Source organism: Leifsonia sp. SIMBA_070 (assembly GCF_046534635.1).
In the GTDB taxonomy this organism is placed as follows: Bacteria; Actinomycetota; Actinomycetes; order Actinomycetales; family Microbacteriaceae; genus Leifsonia.
Genome location: NZ_JAWRYK010000027.1, coordinates 1 through 478, shown reverse-complemented (window position 1 = coordinate 478; position 478 = coordinate 1). Strand labels below are relative to the sequence as shown.

Sequence of the window (478 nt, the reverse complement as noted above, 5' to 3'; positions counted from 1 at the left end):
CACGTCAAAGACCGTCCGGGCCGCACCGACCGCAGCATCGTTGAAGGACTGCACCTCTTCATGTTCCCCGGCCATCCCCAGCGGGGTCACGTTGATGAGCAGGTCGGCCGCGGCGCCGGCGGTTTCGGCCTGCCAGTTGAAGTCGTAGCGGTCCGCCAGCGCCCTGCCGGTGCCCTCATTGCGGGCCACGATCGTGACATCGGAGAACCCGGCATCGCTCAGTGCGGCGGCGACAGCCTTGGCCATGCCTCCGGAACCCTGCAGCAGCACCGACCAGCTGACCGGCACATGGTGATCGGCCAGCAGCCGGGCGATCGCCAGGTAGTCGGTGTTGTACGCGGTGAGGACGCCGTCGTCGTTCACTATCGTATTGACCGAGTTGATGGCCTGCGCCGAGGGGTCCATCCGGTCCACCAGGGCGATGACGTCTTCCTTATAGGGCATGGAGACGGCGCAGCCGCGGATGGGCAGGCCCCGG

At 67.2% G+C, this 478-nt stretch carries 1 pseudogene; it reads right to left on the bottom strand.

Features of this window, described 5'->3' with window-relative positions:
• Nucleotides 1-478 (bottom strand): annotated as a pseudogene (locus tag SB754_RS19235) (shikimate 5-dehydrogenase); the annotation flags it as partial.